A 17,550-nucleotide genomic window follows, 5' to 3' on the forward strand; every position below is an offset into this window, starting at 1 on the left:
TCACCCTCGTCCTTCAGTGTTTGTGATTCCGCGTTCACACGACGCGGCTTGAAGCTTGGAAACAGATGCGCGCATCACGCGACGATATGCAGGAAATTCTCCTGCCGCGACAACGCTTCGAGATTGATTTCCTGCCAGTTGCGGCCGGCCTCGTCGCGGCGCAGCGCGCCAGCGAATCGAGGCAGCGGCCCGGCGGGCTGTTGCGGCGCCAGCGGCAGTTGTTCGTCGCTGCGCAGGCCGGCCAGGCGGTCCACCAGCAGCGCGCAGTTCAAATTCAGGTCGCTGCCCAGCGACACCAGGCGGCTTTGCGCCGCCGCGGCGCGGCCGGGCGCGGGGTCGCGCAGGCCCAGGTAGACGGCCAGGTCGACGACGGTGAACAGGCCGCCGCGCAGATTGGCCACGCCAGCCAGCCAGGGCTTGGCATAGGGCACGGGCTTGATCGGCACGGGCGCGAAGATTTCGCTGGCCTGCTTCAGCGAGAACAGCAGGCCGGCGCCGGCGCATTCGACAGCCAGCCAGTTCGCGATGAGCGTCTGCTCACGCGCCGCCGCCATGCGCTCGGCCAGGCGCTGCTGGAGCTCGCGGAGTGCCGTTTTGTTTGCCATGCCCTTGTCGCCTCAGCCGAGGGCCTTGATCTTGGCCAGCAGTTCTTCGGCCTTGACGGGTTTGACGACATAGTCGCTGGCGCCCTGGCGCATGCCCCAGACCTTGTCGGTTTCCTGGTTCTTGCTCGTGCACATGATGACCGGCACGCCGGCATAGCGCTCGTCACGCGTGATGGCACGGGTCAGCTGGAAACCGTTCTGGCCGGGCATGACGACGTCCATCAGGATCAGGTCGGGCTTGGCCTCGGCCAGGCGCTTCATGGCTTCTTCGGCGTTCTCGGCCGTGCGCACATTGAAGCCGCGCTTGACCAGCATTTCCGACAGAGCGTGCAGCTCGGTCTTGGAGTCATCAACCAGCAGGATGTTTTGAATGCTCATGGCAGTTCTCTCTCAAAAGGTGCTTCTTACGGCCGGTGCTGAATCACCGCCTGGAGCAGCTGGTCCTTGGTGAAGGGCTTGGTCAGATAGTCCTGCGAGCCCACCATGCGCCCGCGGGCCTTGTCGAAAAGGCCGTCTTTCGATGACAGCATGATCACCGGCACTCCCGAGAACTGCGGGTTGCGCTTGATGATGGCGCAGGTCTGATAACCGTCAAGGCGCGGCATCAGGATGTCGCAGAACACGAGATCGGGATGGAAGTCGCCCAATTTGGCCAGCGCGTCGAAGCCGTCCTCAGCCAGGGCCACCTCATGGCCGCCCTGTTTCAGGAAGATCTCCGCGCTGCGGCGAATGGTGTTGCTGTCGTCGATGACCAGGATGCGGGTCGGCCCCGCACCGGAAACTTGCTCGTTCAAACGTCGTCTCCTCGGAACTTCAGCTCGGGACCTGGCCCTTCCGGCCCCCTGTGAGGCTTTTGAGGCCGAGTCAGATGCGCACCATCTCGAAATCCTCTTTGCGCGCACCGCAGTCGGGGCAGGTCCAGTTCATGTCCACATCGGCCCAGGCGGTACCGGCGGCGATCCCATGCTCAGGATCACCCGTTGCTTCGTCATAGATCCATCCACAGATCAGGCACATCCAGGTACTGGGTTCGCTCACGGTGCTTAGAGTTTGCTCACTACAATCGAATCATTCTAGCCAGGGCCCGAGAGCGCAATGCTGAGGGCAAACGCCTGTGCCCAGGGCCTCGGAAGCGGCCTTTTAGCGGCAGACTCCACGCTTTGCGGCACCATTTGACCGCATTCGGCATGACCTTCCCATGAGCCCAACACCCCTCCCCGCCGACCCCGAGGTCGATGAAACCCAAGACGAACAGGAAAGCCCGCCGCCGGCTTGCGTGCTGAGCTTCAATGCCAGCGACGCTTCCGGCGCAGGCGGCTTGGCCGGCGACGTGGCCACGATCGCGGCCATGGGTGCGCACTGCCTGCCCGTCGTCACCGCCATCGTGCTGCGCGACACGGCCGAGATCTTCGAGCACGAGAACCTCGACGCCGACACCGTTGCCGAGCAGGCCCGCCACATCCTCGAGGACGTGCCCATCACCGCCTGGAAGGTCGGTTTCCTCGGCAACGCCGAGGCCGTGGCCGCCGTCGCCGAGGTGCTGAGCGACTACCCGGACGTGCCGCTGGTCACCTATCTGCCCTCGGTCGCCTGGATAGACGAGGACGACCAGCAGCAATACCTGGACGCGCTGCGCGAGCTGGTGCTGCCGCAGACGGCCGTGCTGGTGGGCAATCACAAGACGATGACCGACTTCCTGTTGCCCGACTGGGACAACGAGCGCGCGCCGTCGGCCCGCGAGCTGGCCGTGGCCGCGGCCCAGGCCGGTGCCCAGCATGTGCTGGTGACGGGCATCCAGTTGCCCAACCAGTATGTAGACAACGTGCTGGCGAACGCCCAGGGCCCCATCACCGGCGAGAAGTTCGAGCGCTTCGAGACGGCCTTCGTCGGCTCCGGTGACACGCTGGCCGCCGCCCTGGCTGCCCTGCTGTCGGTGGGCGCCGAACTGCACTCGGCCGTCAGCGAGGCCCTGTCCTTCCTGGACCAGTCCCTGGACGCGGGCTTTCGACCCGGCATRGGCAATGTCATCCCCGACCGCTTCTTCTGGGCCCTGCCCGCCGCGGACGAGGAAGGTGGCGAGCCGCCCGACTTCGAGCCCGAACCCGAACCCGAGCAGCCGCCCAAGACGCCGCGGCGCATGCATTGATTTCCTGATTTCCCTGTCATGGCCAGCAATTCAGAGCTCTTCGAGCGCGCCGCGCGCGTCATTCCCGGCGGCGTGAACTCGCCCGTGCGCGCCTTCCGCGCCGTCGGCGGCACGCCGCGCTTCATCGCCCGCGGCGATGGCGCCTATATCCATGACGCCGAAGGCCGGCGCTATGTCGACTACATCGGCTCCTGGGGCCCGATGATCCTCGGCCACGGCCACCCGGCCGTGCTGGAAGCCGTCACGAAGGCCGCTGCCGAGGGTTTCTCCTTCGGCGCGCCGACCGAGCGCGAGATCGAGCTGGCCGAGGAGATCCTCAAGCTCGTGCCCAGCATGGACCAGGTGCGCCTGGTCAGCTCGGGCACCGAGGCGACCATGAGCGCCATCCGCCTGGCGCGCGGCGCCACCGGCCGCGCCAAGTTCATCAAGTTCGAGGGCTGCTATCACGGCCACACCGACGCCCTGCTCGTGAAGGCCGGTTCAGGCCTGGCCACCTTCGGCCACCCGACCAGCGCCGGCGTCACGCCCGGTGCCGCGGCGGACACCGTGGTGCTGGAATACAACAACGTCGAGCAGCTCGAGGCTGCCTTCGCCCAGTACGGCAGCGAGCTGGCCTGCGTCATCGTCGAGCCCATCGCGGGCAATATGAACTTCGTGCGCTCGTCGCTGGCCTTCATGAGCGCGATGCGCCGCTTGTGCAGCCAGCATGGTGCGCTGCTGGTGCTGGACGAGGTGATGACGGGCTTCCGTGTCGGCCTGGGTTCCGCACAGGCCCATTACGCCCAGCTCATCCCTGGCTTCGCACCCGACATCTCGGTCTTCGGCAAGGTCATCGGTGGCGGCATGCCGCTGGCGGCCTTTGGTGCCAGGCGCGAGGTCATGCAACACCTGGCGCCGCTGGGCGGCGTCTACCAGGCCGGCACGCTGTCGGGCAACCCGGTGGCCACGGCCTGCGGGCTGGCCACGCTGCGCGAGATCCAGAAACCCGGCTTCTTCGAATCGCTGTCGGCCAAGACCCGCCAGCTCGTGGATGGTTTGAAGGCAGTGGCCAAGGAGAACGGCGTGCCCTTCAGCGCCGACTGCGAAGGCGGCATGTTCGGCTTCTTCCTGATGCCGGAACTGCCGCAGAACTACACCACCGTCATGACGACGGACAAGGAGCGCTTCAACCGCTTCTTCCACGCGATGCTGGACGCCGGCATCTATCTCGCGCCGGCCCTGTACGAAGCGGGCTTCGTGTCGGCGGCCCACAGCCAGGCCGACATCGACGCCACTCTCGCGGCCGCGCGCACCGCCTTGCGCTGACTCCTTGACGCCCTGCAGGGCGCGCTGACATGCATCTCCACATCCTCGGCATCTGCGGCACCTTCATGGGCGGCCTCGCGGCCCTCGCGCGCGAAGCCGGCCACAAGGTCACCGGCTGCGACGCCAACGTCTACCCGCCGATGAGCACCCAGCTCGAGGCCCTGGGCATCGAGCTGATCACCGGCTTTGGCGCCGAGCAGTTGGAGCTCAAGCCCGACGTCTTCGTCATCGGCAATGTCGTCACGCGCGGCGAGCGCTTCCCGCTGATGGAAGCCATCCTGGACGCCGGCCTGCCCTACACGTCCGGGCCGCAATGGCTTTCCGAGAACGTGCTGCAAGGCCGTCACGTGCTGGCCGTGGCAGGGACTCATGGCAAGACGTCGACGACGTCCATGCTGGCCTGGATCCTCGAGCACGCCGGCCAGCAGCCCGGCTTCCTGGTCGGCGGCGTGCCGCAGAACTTCGGCGTCTCGGCTCGCCTGGGCGAAGGCAAGCCCTTCGTCATCGAGGCCGACGAGTACGACACGGCCTTCTTCGACAAGCGCAGCAAGTTCGTCCACTACCGGCCGCGCACGGCCGTGCTGAACAACCTCGAGCACGACCACGCCGACATCTTCCCGGACCTGGCCGCCATCGAGACCCAGTTCCACCACCTCGTGCGCACCGTGCCGGCCAGCGGCCGCCTCGTCGTCAACGCGCGCGAGGAAGCGCTGCAGCGCGTCATCGCCCGCGGCTGCTGGAGCGAGGTACTGCGCTTCGGCGCCAAGAAGGAAGAGGCCGGCATGCTGCGCGCCCGCGGTGAGCCGCAAGCCTTCGACGTGCTGCGCGGCAGCCTGAAGGTCGCCCGCGTCGAGTGGGGCCTGATCGGCGAGCACAACCAGCTCAATGCGCTGGCCGCCATTGCTGCGGCCGAGCACGTTGGCGTGGCGCCCGAGCAGTCGGCTGCGGCGCTGGCCGAGTTCCAGAACGTCAAGCGGCGCATGGAGTTGCGCGGCGAAGCGCGCGGCATCAAGGTCTACGACGATTTCGCCCACCACCCCACGGCCATCCGCACCACCGTCAACGGCCTGCGCCGCCGCATCGCGCCGCAGGAGCGCATCCTGGCCATCTTCGAGCCGCGCTCCAACACCATGAAGCTGGGCACGATGAAGGCCCAGTTGCCTTGGGCGCTGGAGGAGGCCGATCTGGCTTTCTGCAATCAGCAGGGGCTGAGCTGGGACGCCAAGGAGGCGTTGGCGCCGATGGGTCAGCAGGCTTTTGTCGGTGCAGATGTGGATACGCTGGTGTCCGCTGTCGTCAAAGCTGCGAAGCCCGGGGACCATTTGCTGTGCATGAGCAATGGCGGGTTTGGTGGCATCCACGAAAAGCTGCTGGCTGCGTTGGCCAAGTAGCGTCTGCTCGATGCATTGCCGGGAGTCCGTCCCGGCGGCCGGGTAACTTTCTTCTGCGGGGCCAGAAGAAAGTTACCCGCCCTCGCGGGGCGGATTCCCGCGGCACTGCACCGGGTCGAAAGGACAGCCGCAAAAGCAACCTCTCCCAGTTCACTTCCCGTACAACACCATCTGCGTACACCTGAACAAGGCCATGGTCTTCCCGGTGTCCTTGTTCGTCACCACCGCATCCCAGATCTGCGTCGTCTTGCCCAGGTGAACCGGCCGGGCCACGCAGGCGATGGTGCCTTCGCGCGCCGTGCCGAGGTGGTTGGACTTCAGCTCGATGGTCGTGAAACCCACTGCGCCCGGCGGCAGGTTGGCGATGCAGCCGTAGCCGGCGCAGCTGTCCGCGAGCGTCACGATGCTCCCGGCATGCAGATAGCCGTTGGGCGCCATCAGCTCTTCGCGCACCACCAGCTCAGCCTTGATCTCGGCGGGGTCGGCCTGGGTGAAGACGATGCCCAGATGGCCGGGCAGGTTCTTGGCGCCGAATTGATTGAGTTTGTCGGGTGTGGACATCGCTGATCCTCGAAGTGCGCACGATGCTAAGACAAGAAAAAAGGCCGGCATGAAGCCGGCCTTTTGCTTGCGCGAACTGTGAATCAGCTGCGCACCAACGAAGCCTTCAGCATCGAGTTCAGCATGTCCTGCGTCTCGGCCAGGTGCGCGCGCGTCTCGACCGACAGGCCCGGCTTGGCCGAGGCCACACGCAGCTCATTCAGCAGTTGAGTGGCATGCCAGCGAGCCATCGAGAAGGCGTCGGCATAGACCGCTGCACCGTTGGTCGCGCGGTTCAGCTGGGCCTGCAGGCGGCGCAGGTATTCGCGCTGCAGGCTGCGGCGCATGCGATCGACCTCGGCGCCGGTCTTGAGCTCGCTGAAGATCGCGCCCTGCAGCGTGCCGTAGACCTCGCTCAGCGACACCGCCCCCTTGCGCTGGGCCTCGGGCAGGTAAGCGCCCTGCTCGATGAGGCGGCGCGCGGTGTTGGGCGACATCAGGCGGTCCAGCACGCGGCCCTGCAATGCGCTGACGCTGTCGGGAATGGACAGCGGCAGGCCGCGGTCCCACTCGTTGTAGTCCAGCGTCTGGGTGACGAGGAACTCGGGCTTGAACTTGAACGAGTCGCTGGACAGCAGGCCTGCCGCAATGAAGCGCAGGGCCTCACGCTGCTGGACGTTGTCGACCGGCTTGAAGGCCGGACCGGTCGTGACACCCGGCACCACGCGCTCGGCATACATGCCGCCGACATACTTGCTGATGTTGTTGGCCGTCATGCCCAGCTGGCGGAAGGACTCGAAGATCGAGCGGCGGCTGCGCAGCGGATCGTCGCCGACGGCGGCCGGGCGCGACTGCACGCGCTCCCACAGCTCCTGGCTGAGCTTCAGGCGCTTCTTGGCGTAGGCCAGCGGGTCGTCGCCGAGATCGCGCTGGTTGGTGCGCGGATCGAAGCCGTCGTAGGGGCCGCCGACGCCCTGGTCGAAGTCGTCGCCATAGGCCAGCTTGGGCTCGGTCGAACGGGCCGCGATCCTGGCCAGCTCGGCCGCCTCCTGGTCGACCGCGATGGGCTTGTAGGCGTACTCGATGGCCCAGTAGTCGTAGGCGCCCAGCGTCGTGTTCGTCAGGCTGGCCTTGGCCTCGCCCTTGAGCGGCAGGTTGTAGGCGTTGTAGTCCATCACCGAGTTGGAGATGCCGTTGGCCTCGGTGAAGGCCTTGTCCTTGAGCTGGGCCTGGGTGACCGTCGTGGAGGATTTGAAGTTGTGCTTCAGCCCAAGCGTGTGGCCGACCTCGTGCATGACGACGTCCTTGATGACCGCCTGGGCCAGGGCCTCGGCCTCGGGGCCGTTCATGTCCATGCCGTCGCGAAGGGACAGCAGGTCCAGCGCGAAGCCGAGCTCGTTGGCCTGGTCGGCCATGTAGCTGCACTGCTGCTCGGACAGGCGCAGACTGCGCTCGCCCATCCAGCTGCTGGCGGCATGGTCGTGACCATGGAAGCCCACCACGTCGTCCGACGCCAGGCGGCGCGAGCCGCGGCCGAAGACGTCGCTCATGCCGATGTCGGCATCGAGGATTTCGCCGGTGCGCGGGTCCTTGTTGCTGGGGCCGATGGCGAAGCCCACGTCGGCGCCCGTGAACCAGCGGATGGACGCGTGCGTCGAGTCCATATTGTCCCAATCGGCGTCGTCGGGCTGCTGCTTGGCCTGCACGGCGTCCTTGAAGCCGATCTTCTCGAAGGCCTTGTTCCACTCCTCGATGCCGGCCTTGACGGCCTCGCGGTATTTGGTCGGGATGTTCTTGTCCATCCAGTAGACGATGGGCTGCACCGGCTCGGACAGGGCCGCGGCCGGATCCTTCTTCTCCAGGCGCCAGCGGGCAATCATGTGCACGCGCGGGTTGGCCTTGAGGTCATCGCCGAAGTCGCTGTAGCTCTCCATGAAATGACCCAGGCGCGGGTCGGCATGGCGCACGGCCGCCGGCGCTTCGGGCAGCGCACGGAAGCTGTAGACGAAGCTGAAGAACATCGAGCGCGGGTCCGGCGTGGCCTGGGGCGGCGTCGGCACGGGCACGGGTGCGGGCACCAGCGAAGGCGCGGGGATGCGCGGCGTGGCGAAGTGCACGCGCGAGGTCAGCGTCGAGACCTGGGCATCGGCGCGGGTGGCTTCGATGAAGGAGTTGGCGCGGTCCGGTGCGAACGGCAGGCGGTAGGCGAACTCCAGGCGCGTGGAATAACCCGGGATGTCGCCCAGCAGCAGGTTGCTGGCGTCGATCAGCACCGACTTGCGGTCCGGATGGTCGGCACTGGCGACCGGCACGCCGCCGATCAGGCTGGGCGAGAAGGCCTGCTCGATGGCGATCTTGCTCGACGGGTTGGCGGTGCGGAACTTGGTGTTCAGCGCGATCAGCTGCACATGGTTGCCGATGCGGCGCCACTCGGCCATCTCGTCACCCAGCATCTGGCTGGCGTAGAGGCCACGCTCGCCGACGGCGTTAGCAACGTTGACGCTGAACAGGAAAGGCTTGTTGAAGGCTTCCTTGGGGATCTCGATCCAGACCTTCTCGTCCTTGCGCCAGATCGGGAACAGGCCGGGCTGCTCCTTGGCGCCCTTGATGACGTCGGCGAAGGGCTTGGGCGCCGTGGGATCCGCCGGCGGGCGGGCGGCGGCGGGGCCGGAGGCGGCGCTGCCGGGTGCGGAGGCGGCGGCAGCGGGCGGGGTCTGGGCTTGGGCGACCGCGGCCAGTGCGAGCAGGACGGCGGTGGCCAGGGCGGTGCGGGGCGTCGGAATCATGGGACGGGTCCGGGATTGCGGAAAGGCAGGCACTGTGGCTGGCGGCGACACTTGCGTCAATCCGATTCCTCCCGCGTCGCGGGTGCACAAAAGTTCACATCAAAACTTCCGTCATGGATCTCACGCATCTGCTCTATTTGCACGGCTTTCGCTCCTCGCCGGCCTCGGCCAAGGCGCGCCGCATGGCAGCCTGGGCGGCCGAGCAGCCCGGTCTCGTCTTCGCCGCCCCGCAGCTGCCGCCCTCCCCGCTCGAAGCCATGGAAATCGTGGCCGGCCTCATTGAAGGCTGGCCGGCCGAGGGCGCCGCCGTCATCGGCAGCTCGCTGGGCGGTTTCTATGCCACCTTTGTCGCGGAGCAGCCCGCTCATCGCGCCTGGCGCGTCGCCGTGCTCAACCCCGCCGTCGACCCGGCGCGCGATCTCGCCCGCCACATCGGCACACTGACGGCCTGGCATGACCCGCAGCTGCAGTTCGAGTTCACGGCCCAGCATGTAGCCGAGCTGGCCGCCTTGACGCCGCCGGCACGGCTGACGAAGCCGTTGCGCTATTACGCGCTGATCGCCAAGGGCGACGAGCTGCTGGACTGGCGCGAGATGCTGGCCCGCTATGCCGACTGTGACGGCGAGGTGCTGGAGGGCAGCGACCATGGTCTGACAGACTTCGACAACCATCTCCAACCCCTGACGGAATTCCTGACGAAGAGCCAACGATGAAACTCCAGAACAAGGTCTGCATCATCACGGGCGCGGCCCAGGGCATCGGCCTGGCCACCGCGCTGAAATTCGCCCGCGAGGGCGCCACGGTCATCGCCTGCGACCTGCGCCCCGAAGGCGTGCAGGCCGCCGTCCAGGCCTGCGAGAAGCTCGGCGCCACGGCCCAGGGCCACACCGTCGACGTGGCCGACCGCGTGTCGGTCGACCTGATGGTGGCCGCCGTGCTGAAAGACTTCGGCCGCATCGACGTGCTGGTGAACAACGCCGGCATCACCAAGGATGCCCGCCTGCAGAAGATGACGCTGCTGCAGTTCGACGCCGTCATCGACGTCAACCTGCGCGGCGTCTTCCACTGCGCCCAGGCCGTGGCCGACACCATGGTGGCGCAAGGCTCGGGCGTCATCCTCAATGCCTCGTCGGTCGTCGGCATCTATGGCAATTTCGGCCAGACCAACTATGCGGCCGCGAAATTCGGCGTCATCGGCTTCACCAAGACGTGGAGCCGTGAGCTGGGGCCCAAGGGCATCCGCGTGAATGCCGTCGCCCCGGGCTTCATCGACACGCCCATCCTCGGCACCATCCCCGACAAGGTGCTGGACGAGATGCGCGCCCATGTGCCGCTCAAGCGCCTGGGCAAGCCCGAGGAGATCGCCAACGTCTACGCCTTCCTGGCGAGCGACGAGGCCAGCTACGTCAATGGCGCGGTCATCGAGGTGTCCGGCGGCATGACGGTCTGAGGCCGGGAGTCAGGGCGCGGCGGGCGCGCAAAGCGCCTCGTAGGTCTTGGCGCCACGCGCATAGAGGTCGGTCAGCGGGCGGTCTCGTTCCGTGAATGCCGGGGACGCGAAGCTCCAGGAGGCATCGCGGCCCGACCAGTCCACGCCGCCCAGCTCCAGCAGCGAGGCGAAGACGTTCACATGGCTGACGCGGCGCGCGGTGTTGGCCTGCACGGCCGCAAACCGCTGGGCGTGGCGCTCGCGGTAGGCGGCATTGCCCCAGACCAGCAGGGGCACCTTGAGGTCATGGCAGGTGGGCGTCGGGCGCGCATGCATGAAAGCGGCGCTCTCATCGTCGAGAAGATTGTCGCCATGGTCGGAGGTGTAGAGCAGCACGACGGGCCGGGATTCGGCCTCCAGCAGAGCGATGGTGCGCTCCATGAAGCGGTCCAGCTCGACGACGGTGTTGTCGTAGGAATTGACGGCCTCGGCTCGATGGGCCAGGTCGGGCTGGCCGCTGACACCGGCTTCGGTCAGCGTCGGGCGAAAGCGATGCGAGGCCGCGGTGTAGCGTTCGTCGTAGTGGAAGTGGCTGCCCATCATGTGCAGCACCACGAACTGCCGCGGCCCGGCCTGGTGGTTGAAGGCCACCATCAGCGGCAGCAGGCTCATGTCCTTGCGGAAGTATTTGTCCTGGCCGTTCTCCGAATGGTCCACCACGTCCGCCTCGCGGCTCAGCTTCGACGGCTCCTGGTTCGAGAGCCAGGCGGTGCGGAATCCCGCCTCGGCGAAGGTCTGCACCAGCGTCGCCGCGCCCGCGGCAGACTCCTGCGTGACGATGCGGGGCACGGCACCCTCGGTCCATTGGGCGGTCGAAGCCACGTCGCGAAAAATCGCGAACTCGGACGCATGCGCCGTCAGCCACGGCGTGGTGGGCCGCTCGTAGCCGTACAGGCCCAGGTGGTCGCGCCTGACGCTTTCGCCAACCACCAGCACCACCAGCAGCGGGCCGTCGTCGCCGCTGCGGCCCGACACGCTCGCCCGCGTATCCAGCTGTCGCTGCCTGTCCCAGCTGTGCTCGGCCGACAGCGCCAGGTTCACCGGAAACACCAGCTTGGCCGTCTGCAGATCAAACAGCGGCGGCCACGGCAGCCACTGAACCAGAACCTGCTGTCCCAGCATGCCGGCCATGGCGTAGGTCAGCAGCGCAGCCAGCAGCGGCCTGCGCCACGGCCAGCGGGCCTCGCGGCCGATGCTGAGTGCGATCACAGCGTAGACCGCCCCCAGCACCGGCACCCAGCACAGCTTCCAGCCAAAGGAGGCCACCATCTGCACCGAATCCTGCCAACGCGTGTTCAGCGCGGCGGACATCAGCACGTCCCCGGGCACGCTGCGGTAGTAGTGGCAAAGATAGAGATAGGCCGGGATCAGGGGCGCCAGCGGCAGCCACAGCAGGAAATAACTGCGCCAGCGCGGCAGCAGGCACAGCGGCACGGCCAGCACGAACAGCGACAGCAGCACGACGGACAGCGCCTCGAGGCCGTCCAGCCCTTCCGCCAGCCACGGTGTGGCCAGGCCCGGCAACCACAGAAAGCCAAGCAGCAGCAGGATCTTGAAGCGGTCGGTCATCGGCAATCGGCAGCGGCGAAGGCGGCGCATGATATCGATGGCCTGCGTGGACTCCGGCCGGGCGGGCCGTCACTATCAATGACAATGCGCCCCTATGTTTGCGCTGTTTGATGACGCCGGGAAATTTCTCGCCGGCCGGGTGATGTCGGAGGCCGATGCCTCGCTGCAGGTCGAGCTGGACTCGGGCAAGCGGGTCAAGGTCAAGTCCGCCAATGTGCTGCTGAAGTTCGAGAAGCCGGCGCCTGCTGCGTTGCTGGCCGAAGCGCGCACGCTCGCCGACGACATCGACCTCGACCTGGCCTGGGAGTTCGCCCCCGAGGGCGAGTTCGGCTTTGCCGACCTGGCCCGCGACTATTTCGACGCCAAGGCCGGCACCGTGCAGCAGGCCGCCGCGCTGTTCCGCCTCTACGACGCGCCCCACTATTTCCGCCGCGCCGGCAAGGGTCAGTTCAAGAAGGCGCCCGAGGAGACGGTGAAGGCCGCCCTGCTGGGCATCGAGCGCAAGCGCCAGCAGGCCTTGCAGATCGAGGCCTGGGCCGAGGAGCTGGTGAAGGGCGCCTGTCCCCAGCCCATCCAGGACCAGATCTACAAGATCCTCTTCAAGCCCGACAAGAACGGCCCCGAATACAAGGCGGTGGTCGACGCGGCCAAGCGCTCGCACAAGGCGCCGCTGGACCTGCTGCAGCAGGCCGGCGCCATCACCAGCGCCTATCAGTTTCACTGGAAGCGCTTCCTGTTCGAGAACTTCCCCAAGGGCGTGGGCTTCCCTCAGCTCTCGGCGCCGGAGATCAAGGACGACTTGGCCCTGTCCACCGCGCAGGCCTTCTCCATCGACGATTCGCAGACGACCGAGATCGACGATGCGCTGTCGGTGCAGGGCCTGGGCACGGGCACCGTCACCTTCGGCGTGCACATCGCCGCCCCTGGCCTGGCCATCACGCCGGATTCGGCCGTCGACAAGGTCGCCCGCGAGCGCCTGTCCACCGTCTACATGCCGGGCTGGAAGCTGACCATGCTGCCCGACGAGGTCGTGCAGGCTTACACGCTGATCGAGGGCCGCGACTGCCCGGCCGTGTCCATCTATTTCACGATGGACGAGGCGAGCTTCGAGATCAAGGCGCGCGAGACCCGGCTGGAGCGCGTGCACATCGCCGCCAACCTGCGCCACGACAAGCTGGACGGCATCGTCACCGACGCAACGCTGTCGGGCGAGGCGCCGGCCGACTACGCCTTCGCACCCGAGCTCGCCTTCACGTGGCGCCTGGCCAAGCACCTCAAGGCCCAGCGCGAGGTCGTGCGCGGCAAGCCCGAGAACTTCAACCGGCCCGACTACAACTTCCGCCTCGCCGGCGAGCGCTCGGAAGCGCCCAATGGCAGCGAGTCCGTCGAGATCGGCGTGCGCGCCCGCGGCAGCTCGATGGACCTGATCGTGGCCGAGGCCATGATCCTGGCCAACTCCGCCTGGGGTGGCTGGCTGGCTGAACTGGGCCTGCCCGGCATCTACCGCAGCCAGGCCAGCCTGGCGCCCGGCATCAAGGTGCGCATGGGCGTCAAGGCCCTGCCGCATGCCGGCATGGGCGTGGCGCAATACACCTGGGCAACGTCGCCGCTGCGCCGTTATGTCGACCTCGTCAACCAGTGGCAGATCATTGCCTGCGCCCGCCACGGCCGCACCGCCGCCTTGGCCGCGCCCTTCAAGCCCAAGGATGCGCAGCTCTTCTCCATCATCTCGGGCTTCGAGTCCGCCTACATGGCCTACAACGGTTTCCAGAACGGCATCGAACGTTTCTGGACGCTGCGCTGGCTGCAGCAGACCGGCACGACCGAGCTGACCGCCGCCGTCATGAAGGACGGCCTGGTGCGCGCCGACGACCTGCCCCTGGTCTTCAGGGCCCTGGGCTGCGAGAACCTGCCGCGCGGCAGTCACGTGAAGGTGCGCATCACCGGCCTGGACGAAATGACGCTGGACGTGCATGCCACGCTGATCGAGCGCCTGGACGAGGCGGCTGCGGCCGACGAATCGGAAGGCGACGACGAGGAACTCGAGGCCGCGGCGGCGCCGCTGACCTTGGCCATCGACCTGAACGACGGCAGCAGCGAAACCGAACCCGCAGAAGCGGCCGCGTCGAACTGAAGATGCGCAAGCTGAGCACGCTGCAGATCGCGCTCGCGTTTTCGCTCGGCGTGCATGCCGCGCTGCTGAGCCTGCGCATCGCCGCACCCGAGGCCTTCAACCGCATCTTCCAGGACACGCCGCTGGAGGTCGTGCTCGTCAACACGCGCTCCAACGAGGTGCCGGTCAAGGCCGCCGCGCTGGCCCAGGCCAATCTGGCCGGCGGCGGCAATACGGAGGTCGGCCGCGCCACGTCGCCGCTGCCGCCCGCGCGCCAGAACGAGGCTGGCAACGCGGCCGAATCGCAGAGCTCGCAGATCGCCCAGTTGCAGCAGCAGCAGCAGCAATTGCTGGCGCAGATGCGCCGCGATCTGGCCCTGCTGCCACCGCCCGACCCGCGCCGCGAGAAGACCGATGCCGCCGAACGCGCCCTGGCCGAGAAGCGCCGCCAGCTCGTCGACCAGCTCGCCGAGATCGAGAAGCGCGTCAACGAGGAAAGCGCCCGGCCGCGCAAGCGCTATGTCAGCCCGGCCACGCGCGAGGTCGTCTATGCGCAGTACTACGACGGCCTGCGCCGCCGCATCGAGGAGCGCGGCACGCGTGATTTCCCTGAATCCCGCGGCAAGAAACTCTACGGCGAGCTGACGATGAACATCCACATCGACCACAAGGGCCGCGTCATCGAGACCGAGATCGTCGCCTCCAGCGGCAACCCGACGCTGGACCGCCGCGCCGTCGCCATCGTGCAGGCGGCCTCGCCCTTCGGCAACTTCACCAAGGAGATGCTGCGTGGCGCGGAAGTGCTGGTCATCACCTCGCGCTTCAAGTTCACGCGCGACGAGAACCTGGAAACGACTTTGCAAGGGCAGCCGCAATGAAGGATCAGTACGCCGTCGTCGGCAACCCGGTGGAGCACAGCCGCTCGCCCGCCATCCACGCGATGTTTGCCGAGCAGATGGGCCAGTCGCTGAGCTATGAGCGCCTGCTCGCGCCGCTGGACGGCTTCGAGGCGACGCTGCGCGCCTTTGCGGCGGCCGGCGCCAAGGGCTGCAACATCACGGTGCCCTTCAAGTTCGACGCCTTTGCGCTGGCCACCGAGCACACCGAACGCGCCGCGCGGGCCGGCGCCGTCAATGCGCTGCGCTTTGACGAAGGCGGCTGGGTAGGCGACAACACCGACGGTGCCGGCCTGGTCAACGACATCCAGCGCAATGCCCGCCGCCCGCTTGAAGGCTTGCAGCTGCTGCTGGTCGGCGCCGGCGGCGCGGCGGCCGGCGTGCTGGGCAGCCTGATCGCCGCCCGGCCGGCGCACATCACCATCGTCAACCGCTCGCTCGACAAGGCCCTGGCCCTGGTAACCAGCCATGCCGACCTGGGCATTCCCCTCACGGCAGCCACGCTGGCCGACGCGCCCGCGGCGCAGGACATCGTCGTCAATGCCACCAGCACCAGCCTGGCCGGCGCGGCCTCGCCCGTGGACGCCCGCGTGCTCAAGCCCGGCGCCCTGGCCCTGGACATGATGTATGGCCCCAAGGCCCAGGGCTTTCTCGACTGGGCCGCCGCCCACGGCGCCGAACCGCGCGACGGCCTGGGCATGCTCATCGAGCAGGCCGCCGAGGCCTTTTTCTTCTGGCGTGGCCTGCGCCCCGACACGGCGCCGGTGCTCACCGCGCTGAGGTCTTCGCTGTGATCCGGCACATTGGCCGCCTGGTCGCCGTGCTGGCGCTCGCGGTGCTGTGCCTGCAGCTCTGGTTTGCCGGCCGCATCCTGCTGATGCGCTTTGTCGCGCCGCAGTCGACCAGCTTCCAGCGCAGCGAGGCGGTGCGCCTGCTGAAGGAGAAGCAGCAGGTCGCCTGGAGCCAGCAATGGGTGGACGACGCCCAGCTGGCCAGCACGCTCAAGCGCGCCGTCATCGCCAGCGAGGACGATTCCTTTGCTGAGCACGGCGGCGTCGATTGGGACGCCCTCAAGGGCGCCTGGAAGAAGAACGAGAAGGCTCAGGCCCGCGCCGAGGCGCGCGGCAAACCCACCGCCAAGGTCATCGGCGGCTCGACCATCACGCAGCAACTGGCCAAGAACCTCTTCCTCTCCGGCGAGCGCACGCTGCTGCGCAAGGGCCAGGAGCTGATCCTGACCTTGATGCTGGAAGGCCTGCTGGACAAGCGCCGCATCCTGGAGATCTATCTGAACAGCGTCGAATGGGGCGAAGGCCTGTTCGGCGCCCAGGCCGCGGCCCGCCACTATTTCCACACCGACGCGGCCCGGCTCGGCGCCTTCGAGGCGGCGCGGCTGGCGGTGATGCTGCCGGCACCCAAGCGCTTCGAGCGCCAGCCGGGGTCGGCCTATGTGATGGGCCGAGCCGGCATCATCACCAGCCGCATGAACAGCGCCCAGCTTCCATGAGCGATTCGGAAGAGATTGCGGCCGCGGCCGCCCGACTCATCGTCGACGAAGGCATGGACTGGGGACCCGCCAAGCAGCGCGCCGCGCGTGACCTGGGCGCGCCACGAGCCGCCCTGCCCGGCAATGACGAGGTCGAGGATGCCGTGCGCGAGCACATCGCCATCTTCCATGCCGACACCCAGCCCGGCGAACTGCGCGCCCTGCGCGAACTGGCCGCGCAGTGGATGACGCGGCTGGCGGAGTTCCGCCCCCATCTGACCGGCGCCGTCTGGCGAGGCACGGCCACCCGCCTGTCCAACGTCCATCTGCAGCTGTATTGCGATGACAGCAAGGCCGCCGAGATCGCGCTGCTGGATCGCGGCATCAACTTCGACGTGGCAGAGACGACGGCGGGCCGCGGGCGGCAGATCGACATGCTCATCCTCGACGCGCCCTGCGCCGCCCTGGGCGAGCGAGTGACGTTGTGCCTGACCATCCTGGACTTCGACGATTTGCGCGGCGCCCTCAAGCCCGATGCACGCGGCCTGACCGAGCGCGGTGACCTCGGTGCGCTGCAAAACCTGCTGGATGCCCCCGAATGAGCCCGATCACCCGACGCATCCTCCTGACCAGCGCCGGCCTCGGCGCCGCCACGCTGGGCGCCTCCTTCGCCTGGCGCAAGCTGAACCCACCCCAGTCCTCGGCCCTCGCCCAGGCCTTCTGGGCGCGCCGCTTCCCTGGCCTGGACGGCCAGGAGCTGGACGTCGCCCGCTGGCGCGGCCAGCCCCTGCTCGTCAATTTCTGGGCGACCTGGTGCCCGCCCTGCGTCAAGGAACTGCCCGAGATCAACCAGTTCTATAAAGAAGCCAAGGGCAAGGGCTGGCAGGTGCTGGGGCTGGCGGTGGACCAGTTGGACCCGGTCAAGGCCTTTCTGCAGAAGACCCCGCTGGACTTCGCTGTCGCGCTGGCCGGTCCGGAAGGCCTGGGCTTGGTGCGCGAGCTCGGCAATCCGGCCGGCGGCCTGCCTTTTTCGGTGGTCTTCGACGAAACTGGCGAGATCAGCTGGCGCCGTCTGGGCGTCAGCCGCCTCGAAGAGCTGCGCCAGCTGGCGAACAGCTGAGCCACCCCGAGAATTTCCCTATCCAGCGGGAAATCGGCGGCAAAACGCGTAAAGTTCGCCCTTCCTCAATTTAGTGGCCGCTCTCTAGACCCTAGGGCCTGGCA

Annotated in this window: 18 protein-coding genes; 11 read left to right on the forward strand and 7 right to left on the reverse strand. The window is 67.5% G+C overall.

What is annotated here, in order from left to right:
- Positions 1-74 precede the first annotated feature (74 nt).
- From AC1D2H_RS10630 to AC1D2H_RS10645, 4 genes are all read right to left on the reverse strand, one after another.
- Entirely contained in the window at positions 75-605 is a 531-nt protein-coding gene (locus AC1D2H_RS10630; RefSeq protein ID WP_477930808.1) for a chemotaxis protein CheW, read from the reverse strand.
- Positions 606-617: 12 nt separating this feature from the next.
- Positions 618-983 carry a response regulator gene (locus AC1D2H_RS10635; protein WP_477930811.1) on the reverse strand — a complete coding sequence of 122 codons (366 nt, stop codon included), beginning with the start codon at positions 981-983 and terminating at the stop codon, positions 618-620.
- Between the two features lie 26 nt (positions 984-1,009).
- A complete protein-coding gene (locus tag AC1D2H_RS10640; protein WP_088482123.1) occupies positions 1,010-1,399 on the reverse strand; it encodes a response regulator in 390 nt (129 codons plus the stop codon).
- A 70-nt stretch (positions 1,400-1,469) separates the two neighbouring features.
- Entirely contained in the window at positions 1,470-1,622 is a 153-nt protein-coding gene (locus AC1D2H_RS10645) for a rubredoxin (RefSeq protein WP_477930828.1), read from the reverse strand.
- Positions 1,623-1,803: 181 nt separating this feature from the next.
- Here AC1D2H_RS10645 and thiD point away from each other — a divergent pair, with 181 nt between their 5' ends.
- Genes thiD through mpl form a run of 3 tightly spaced genes read left to right on the forward strand, consistent with a single transcriptional unit; the run spans position 1,804 to position 5,447 of the window.
- Positions 1,804-2,751: a bifunctional hydroxymethylpyrimidine kinase/phosphomethylpyrimidine kinase gene (gene thiD / locus AC1D2H_RS10650; protein WP_478010893.1), complete on the forward strand. Its 948-nt coding sequence runs from the start codon at positions 1,804-1,806 to the stop codon at positions 2,749-2,751.
- Between the two features lie 18 nt (positions 2,752-2,769).
- On the forward strand, positions 2,770-4,056 hold the full coding sequence (gene hemL / locus AC1D2H_RS10655; RefSeq protein ID WP_478010894.1) for a glutamate-1-semialdehyde 2,1-aminomutase: 1,287 nt from the start codon (positions 2,770-2,772) through the stop codon (positions 4,054-4,056).
- A gap of 29 nt (positions 4,057-4,085) precedes the next feature.
- Positions 4,086-5,447: a UDP-N-acetylmuramate:L-alanyl-gamma-D-glutamyl-meso-diaminopimelate ligase gene (gene mpl / locus AC1D2H_RS10660; RefSeq protein ID WP_478010895.1), complete on the forward strand. Its 1,362-nt coding sequence runs from the start codon at positions 4,086-4,088 to the stop codon at positions 5,445-5,447.
- 150 nt (positions 5,448-5,597) lie between these two features.
- Here the strand turns inward: mpl and AC1D2H_RS10665 are convergent, their stop codons facing one another.
- Both AC1D2H_RS10665 and AC1D2H_RS10670 read right to left on the reverse strand, forming a co-directional pair.
- Positions 5,598-6,008 carry a PaaI family thioesterase gene (locus AC1D2H_RS10665; protein ID WP_477930283.1) on the reverse strand — a complete coding sequence of 137 codons (411 nt, stop codon included), beginning with the start codon at positions 6,006-6,008 and terminating at the stop codon, positions 5,598-5,600.
- 83 nt (positions 6,009-6,091) lie between these two features.
- On the reverse strand, positions 6,092-8,773 hold the full coding sequence (locus AC1D2H_RS10670) for a zinc-dependent metalloprotease (RefSeq protein ID WP_478010896.1): 2,682 nt from the start codon (positions 8,771-8,773) through the stop codon (positions 6,092-6,094).
- Positions 8,774-8,886: 113 nt separating this feature from the next.
- Between AC1D2H_RS10670 and AC1D2H_RS10675 the strand changes: the two genes are divergently transcribed.
- A complete protein-coding gene (locus AC1D2H_RS10675; RefSeq protein WP_478010897.1) occupies positions 8,887-9,486 on the forward strand; it encodes a YqiA/YcfP family alpha/beta fold hydrolase in 600 nt (199 codons plus the stop codon).
- Positions 9,483-10,223 carry a 3-oxoacyl-ACP reductase FabG gene (fabG, locus tag AC1D2H_RS10680; protein WP_478010898.1) on the forward strand — a complete coding sequence of 247 codons (741 nt, stop codon included), beginning with the start codon at positions 9,483-9,485 and terminating at the stop codon, positions 10,221-10,223. The genes AC1D2H_RS10675 and fabG overlap by 4 nt, the downstream gene beginning before the upstream one ends.
- A gap of 9 nt (positions 10,224-10,232) precedes the next feature.
- Here fabG and AC1D2H_RS10685 read toward each other — a convergent pair whose 3' ends face one another.
- Positions 10,233-11,831, reverse strand: a complete 1,599-nt coding sequence (locus AC1D2H_RS10685) for a phosphoethanolamine transferase (protein ID WP_478010899.1) — start codon at positions 11,829-11,831, stop codon at positions 10,233-10,235.
- Between the two features lie 94 nt (positions 11,832-11,925).
- Between AC1D2H_RS10685 and AC1D2H_RS10690 the strand changes: the two genes are divergently transcribed.
- From AC1D2H_RS10690 to AC1D2H_RS10715, 6 genes are read left to right on the forward strand one after another with little or no spacing between them, the layout of a single operon-like run.
- Entirely contained in the window at positions 11,926-13,965 is a 2,040-nt protein-coding gene (locus AC1D2H_RS10690; RefSeq protein ID WP_478010900.1) for a ribonuclease catalytic domain-containing protein, read from the forward strand.
- Between the two features lie 2 nt (positions 13,966-13,967).
- Positions 13,968-14,822 (forward strand): energy transducer TonB, encoded by an 855-nt coding sequence (locus tag AC1D2H_RS10695; RefSeq protein ID WP_477930294.1) that lies wholly within the window; start codon positions 13,968-13,970, stop codon positions 14,820-14,822.
- Complete coding sequence (gene aroE, locus AC1D2H_RS10700) at positions 14,819-15,634, forward strand: shikimate dehydrogenase (protein ID WP_478010901.1); 816 nt, start codon at positions 14,819-14,821, stop codon at positions 15,632-15,634. The genes AC1D2H_RS10695 and aroE overlap by 4 nt, the downstream gene beginning before the upstream one ends.
- A complete protein-coding gene (mtgA, locus tag AC1D2H_RS10705; RefSeq protein ID WP_477930592.1) occupies positions 15,634-16,347 on the forward strand; it encodes a monofunctional biosynthetic peptidoglycan transglycosylase in 714 nt (237 codons plus the stop codon). Before aroE ends, mtgA begins: the two co-directional genes overlap by 1 nt.
- Positions 16,344-16,928 carry a hypothetical protein gene (locus tag AC1D2H_RS10710; RefSeq protein WP_478010902.1) on the forward strand — a complete coding sequence of 195 codons (585 nt, stop codon included), beginning with the start codon at positions 16,344-16,346 and terminating at the stop codon, positions 16,926-16,928. The genes mtgA and AC1D2H_RS10710 overlap by 4 nt, the downstream gene beginning before the upstream one ends.
- Positions 16,925-17,446 (forward strand): TlpA disulfide reductase family protein, encoded by a 522-nt coding sequence (locus AC1D2H_RS10715; RefSeq protein WP_478010903.1) that lies wholly within the window; start codon positions 16,925-16,927, stop codon positions 17,444-17,446. The genes AC1D2H_RS10710 and AC1D2H_RS10715 overlap by 4 nt, the downstream gene beginning before the upstream one ends.
- Positions 17,447-17,550: the final 104 nt, after the last annotated feature.

It is taken from the genome of Roseateles sp. P1_C1_2 (assembly GCF_056406535.1).

Coding starts and splice junctions, on each gene's coding strand:
- AC1D2H_RS10630 (WP_477930808.1), bottom strand. CDS start 605: ATGGCAAACAAAACGGCACTCCGCGAGCTCCAGCAGCGCCTGGCCGAG.
- AC1D2H_RS10635 (WP_477930811.1), bottom strand. CDS start 983: ATGAGCATTCAAAACATCCTGCTGGTTGATGACTCCAAGACCGAGCTG.
- AC1D2H_RS10645 (WP_477930828.1), bottom strand. CDS start 1,622: ATGTGCCTGATCTGTGGATGGATCTATGACGAAGCAACGGGTGATCCT.
- hemL (WP_478010894.1), top strand. CDS start 2,770: ATGGCCAGCAATTCAGAGCTCTTCGAGCGCGCCGCGCGCGTCATTCCC.
- mpl (WP_478010895.1), top strand. CDS start 4,086: ATGCATCTCCACATCCTCGGCATCTGCGGCACCTTCATGGGCGGCCTC.
- AC1D2H_RS10665 (WP_477930283.1), bottom strand. CDS start 6,008: ATGTCCACACCCGACAAACTCAATCAATTCGGCGCCAAGAACCTGCCC.
- AC1D2H_RS10670 (WP_478010896.1), bottom strand. CDS start 8,773: ATGATTCCGACGCCCCGCACCGCCCTGGCCACCGCCGTCCTGCTCGCA.
- AC1D2H_RS10675 (WP_478010897.1), top strand. CDS start 8,887: ATGGATCTCACGCATCTGCTCTATTTGCACGGCTTTCGCTCCTCGCCG.
- fabG (WP_478010898.1), top strand. CDS start 9,483: ATGAAACTCCAGAACAAGGTCTGCATCATCACGGGCGCGGCCCAGGGC.
- AC1D2H_RS10685 (WP_478010899.1), bottom strand. CDS start 11,831: ATGACCGACCGCTTCAAGATCCTGCTGCTGCTTGGCTTTCTGTGGTTG.
- AC1D2H_RS10690 (WP_478010900.1), top strand. CDS start 11,926: ATGTTTGCGCTGTTTGATGACGCCGGGAAATTTCTCGCCGGCCGGGTG.
- AC1D2H_RS10695 (WP_477930294.1), top strand. CDS start 13,968: ATGCGCAAGCTGAGCACGCTGCAGATCGCGCTCGCGTTTTCGCTCGGC.
- aroE (WP_478010901.1), top strand. CDS start 14,819: ATGAAGGATCAGTACGCCGTCGTCGGCAACCCGGTGGAGCACAGCCGC.
- AC1D2H_RS10710 (WP_478010902.1), top strand. CDS start 16,344: ATGAGCGATTCGGAAGAGATTGCGGCCGCGGCCGCCCGACTCATCGTC.
- AC1D2H_RS10715 (WP_478010903.1), top strand. CDS start 16,925: ATGAGCCCGATCACCCGACGCATCCTCCTGACCAGCGCCGGCCTCGGC.